The sequence below is a fragment of the Burkholderia sp. Ac-20379 genome (assembly GCF_017104645.1).
Taxonomy (GTDB): Bacteria; Pseudomonadota; Gammaproteobacteria; order Burkholderiales; family Burkholderiaceae; genus Burkholderia.
In genome coordinates, this window is sequence record NZ_JAAGPF010000488.1 from 1 (window position 1) to 4,053 (window position 4,053).

Annotated in this window: 4 protein-coding genes; 3 read left to right on the forward strand and 1 reads right to left on the reverse strand. The window is 70.5% G+C overall.

What is annotated here, in order from left to right; all coding sequences use genetic code 11:
- From G3N92_RS31770 to G3N92_RS31780, 3 genes are all read left to right on the forward strand, one after another.
- Positions 1 to 490: NeuD/PglB/VioB family sugar acetyltransferase (locus G3N92_RS31770; protein WP_206131498.1), on the forward strand; the 490-nt coding region annotated here is incomplete at its 5' end.
- A 1-nt stretch (position 491) separates the two neighbouring features.
- Positions 492 to 1,553 carry a Rieske 2Fe-2S domain-containing protein gene (locus tag G3N92_RS31775; protein WP_206131499.1) on the forward strand — a complete coding sequence of 354 codons (1,062 nt, stop codon included), beginning with the start codon at positions 492 to 494 and terminating at the stop codon, positions 1,551 to 1,553.
- 141 nt (positions 1,554 to 1,694) lie between these two features.
- On the forward strand, positions 1,695 to 2,318 hold the full coding sequence (locus tag G3N92_RS31780) for a LysE family translocator (protein ID WP_206131500.1): 624 nt from the start codon (positions 1,695 to 1,697) through the stop codon (positions 2,316 to 2,318).
- Positions 2,319 to 2,404: 86 nt separating this feature from the next.
- On the opposite strand, the gene G3N92_RS31785 is transcribed toward G3N92_RS31780, so the two are convergent.
- A partial coding sequence (locus tag G3N92_RS31785) for an acid phosphatase (protein ID WP_206131501.1) occupies positions 2,405 to 4,053 on the reverse strand: 1,649 nt, incomplete at its 5' end.

A 4,053-nucleotide genomic window follows, 5' to 3' on the forward strand; every position in this document is an offset into this window, starting at 1 on the left:
CTACGACCTGCCGTGGCTCGGCGACATCGACGCCTACCGGCCCGACGACGGCGACGCCGTGCTGATCGGCATCGGCGATCCGCAGGACAAGGCCAGCGTGGTCGCGCGGCTGGCCGCGCGCGGCGCGCGCTTCGCCTCGCTGCGCCATCCGAGCGCCGTGGTGGCGCGCCGCGCCACGCTCGGCACCGGCGTGGTGATCTGCCCGCACGCCGTGCTGTCGGCCGATTGCCGGGTGGGCGATTTCGCCGCCATCAACATCCTGTCGAGCGTCGGCCACGACGTCACGCTCGGCGCGTACTCCACGCTCAGCGCGCATGTGGACCTGACCGGCCACGTGGTGGTGGGCGAGCGCGTGTTCTTCGGCTCGGGCGCGCGCGTGCTGCCGCGCGTGACGGTCGGCCACGACACGCGGATCGGCGCGGGCGCGGTGGTGATGCGCAAGGTGCCCGACGGCGCGACGATGTACGCGGCCCCGGCCAAGAAGCTCTGACATGGATTTCGATCTCGAACTCGTCGCGCGGCACTGGCACCTGGTGGCGCACCGGCGCGAACTGCCGGCCGACGGCGATTTCGTGCGCTTCGACTGCGCGGCCGGCGAAATCGTGGTGTTCAACGACGGCGGCGATTACGTCGCGTTCGACAACCGCTGCCCGCACCGCGGCGCGCGCATGTATCTCGACGACGGCGGCAACCAGCCGGCCAGTTGCGCCTATCACGGCTGGACTTACCGCCATGGGCAACTGATCGTGCCCGAGCGCGAGCGCTTCCGGCATTGCCAGGTCGAGCGCGCGCAACTGCGCCGCTACGCGCTCGACTGGTGCGGCGATTTCCTGTTCGTCGGAATCCGCCCGGCGACGGACCTGAGCACCCAGCTCGGCGAGTTCGAGCCGCTGGTGGCCGACATCTCGTTCAACATCGACCGCCGCGTCGACCTGAACCGCTACGATTTCCAGTGCTACTGGCCGCTCGCGGTGGAAAACGCGCTGGAGCCGTATCACATCGGCGCGGTGCATCCGGGCTCGCTCGGCACGCTCGCGCTCGAGGACGGCGAGAACCGCTACGACGGCGCGAATTCGGCCTGGTACGCCCCGCTCGGCGCGGCGCGCCAGCGCAATCAGTTGGCGAAGCTGCGCCGCCTGTTCTCGATCGATTTCCAGTACGAGGGCTACCTGAGCCTGTACCTGTTCCCGTTCACGATGATTTCGTCGACCTACGGCTACTCGTATTCGCTCCAGCATTTCCTGCCGGCCGGCGGCGACGCGAACTTCACGCGCTTCACGAGCCGGCTCTACGCGGCGCCCACCACGGGCGCGCAGGCCGACGCGATCGTCGAGCCGTTCCTTGCCGCCACGGCGCGGATGAACCGCCAGGTGTTCGACGAGGATCACGCGATCTGCCAGCGGATGCCGCGCGATGCGTGGCAGATGGCGCCGCTCGCGTTCCCGGCCGATACCGAGGCGAAGATCGACCATTTCCGCGCGTCGTGCCGCGCGTTCGACGCCGCGCTGCGGCCCGGTGCGCCGGTGGTGACGGCCGCGGCTTCGGCGGCGTGACGGGCTGAACCTCGGGCTGAACCTCGGGCTGAACCTCGAGCCGGACGACGGGGCGGAAACCGGCGCCGGCTTCCTGCCCGCTTGACAGCCCTGCCGCCGCCGTGGATCACTCAGGTTTCCTCTCTTTCCCGGAGCCTCCCGATGAGCCTCGAAACCTGGCTCGCGTTCGCCGGCGCGAGCATCCTGCTGCTGTTGATCCCCGGCCCGACCATCCTGCTCGTGATCGGCGATTCGCTGGCCAACCGCAACCGCTCGTCGTGGAGCACGGTGGCCGGCGTTGCGGCCGGCGACACCACCGCGATGGCCGTCTCGCTGGCCGGCGCGGGCGCGCTGCTGGCCGTCTCGGCCACCGCGTTCACGGCGCTGAAGCTGGCCGGCGGCGCGTATCTGATCTATCTCGGCGCGCGCTCGATCCTGCAGGCGCGCGCGGCCGGCCGCCAGACCGTGCCGGTCGAGCCGAAATCGGCCGGCCGGCGCTTCCTGGCCGCCTACACCGTGACGGCGCTGAACCCGAAAAGCATCGTGTTCTTCGTCGCGTTCGTGCCGCAGTTCGTCTCGCCGCACCAGAGCTTCGCGTCGCAATGCGGGCTGCTGCTGCCGACCTTCGTCTGCCTCGCGGCGCTGAACGCGGCCTGCTATGCGCGGCTCGCACGCTACGCGGCCTCGCGCCTGACCGGCGCCGACGCGCAGCGCCGCTTCGGCTACGGCGGCGGCGCGGTGCTGATCGGCGCGGGCGCGCTGACGCTGCGGATGTCGCATCACTGAACGCCCGGCGCGAATCGCCGCGTGCTCAAACGAAACGGGCAGCCATCGCGGCTGCCCGTTGTCGTTGCGGCGCGCTCAGCGGCGCATCACGCCGCCGCCTCGCCGATCGTCAACGCATTGAGCAGATCCCCCGGCGGCGTGGCCCCGCGCGCGGCGAACGCGCGGTCGCGGCTCGTCACGCCGTCGAGCGGCGCGAGCCCGTGCACGCGGCTGATGAAGCGCAGGATCGAATTGGTGTCGTAGAGCGTGTGATCGACATGCCCGCGCTTCGCGAACGGCGAGATCACCAGCGCCGGGATGCGCGAGCCCGGCCCCCAGCGGTCGCCCTGCGGCGGCGCGACCGGATCCCACCAGCCGCCGTTCTCGTCGTGCGTCATCACGATCACGGTGTGGGCCCATTGCGGGCCGCGGCGAATGTGCTCGATCACGGTCGAGATATGCCGATCGCCCGACTCGACGTCCGCATACCCCGCGTGCATGTTCAGGTTGCCCTGCGGCTTGTAGAACGTGACGGCCGGCAGCTTGCCCGCGTCGATGTCGGCCAGCAGGCGATTGGTGGACGGATCGTCGCCGAGGCCCGCATCGCGCAGATGGCGGCGGCGCGCCTCGGTGCCGGGCGCGTAGTTCACGAAATAGTTGAACGGCTGATGGTGATGCTGGAAGTCCGGCACCATGCCCGTGTCGCGATGATCGATCGCGTATTGCCACGCGCCGCTGTACCAGGCCCAGTCGACGCCCTTCTCCGAGAGCCGGTCGCCGATCGTCGCGTAGCGCTGCGGCGGCAGCACGCGCGGGTTCGACGGATCGGCATAGGCCGGATTGCCGTCCTCGGGCGGGCGCACGTTGCTCGGCTGGTACGGCGGCGCCATCGTGTTGACGGCGTAGCCGTCGGGCGTGAACAGGCCGTCGTTGACGAACTTCGGCGGGCCGTCGAGCGCCGAGGCCGGCGAATCGCCGGCCAGCTTCAGGCGCGTGCCGGCCGGATCGTCGCCCTCCACCACCGAGGCCAGATGCTTGGCCGGGCTGGTGGCGATATCGGGATAGAACGGCGCCTGCGCCGAGATCAGGAACATGTGGTTCAGCCAGGAGCCGCCGAACGCCGCCATGAAGAAGTTGTCGCAGAGCGTGTAGTCGCGCGCGAGCTGCCAGAGCTTCAGCGTCTCGGCCGAGTTGCGGTAATGCCCCATCACGAGGCCGCCCGAATCGGCCCAGGCCGCGAACTGGTCGTTGCGGCCCGCGTTGATCTGCATTTGATTCTGATAGAAGCGATGCCAGAGATCGCGCGTGATCACGCCGTTCGGCAGCGGCTTGCCGTGCGCGTCGGGAATCCGGAACGGCGCGTTCTTCAGGCCCCGGATGTCGCGCTCGGCGATCATGTAGCGCGTGCCGTTCACCTCCTGCGCCTGCGGCACCAGCCCGCCCCAGATCGCCGGCAGCGTGGGCAGCGGCGTCTTGCCGTCGCGGTCGAGCTGGGTGGCGCGCGCCGCCGCGACCGACGACAGCGGCGTCTCGACGCCGGGGAAATCGCCGTACAGGTTCGCGAAGCTGCGGTTCTCGGCATAGATCACCACGATGTGACGCACCTGCTCGCGCAGCGCGCTGTCCACGCGCAGCTCGGCTTCGCTGCGCGGCGCGGGCGCGGCGGCGCTGTCCTGCGAGCGGGTGCTGCAACCGGCCAGCGCGAGACTCGCACCGAACGCGGCGAGACCGCCGAGCGCGCGGCGGCGCTCCGGGT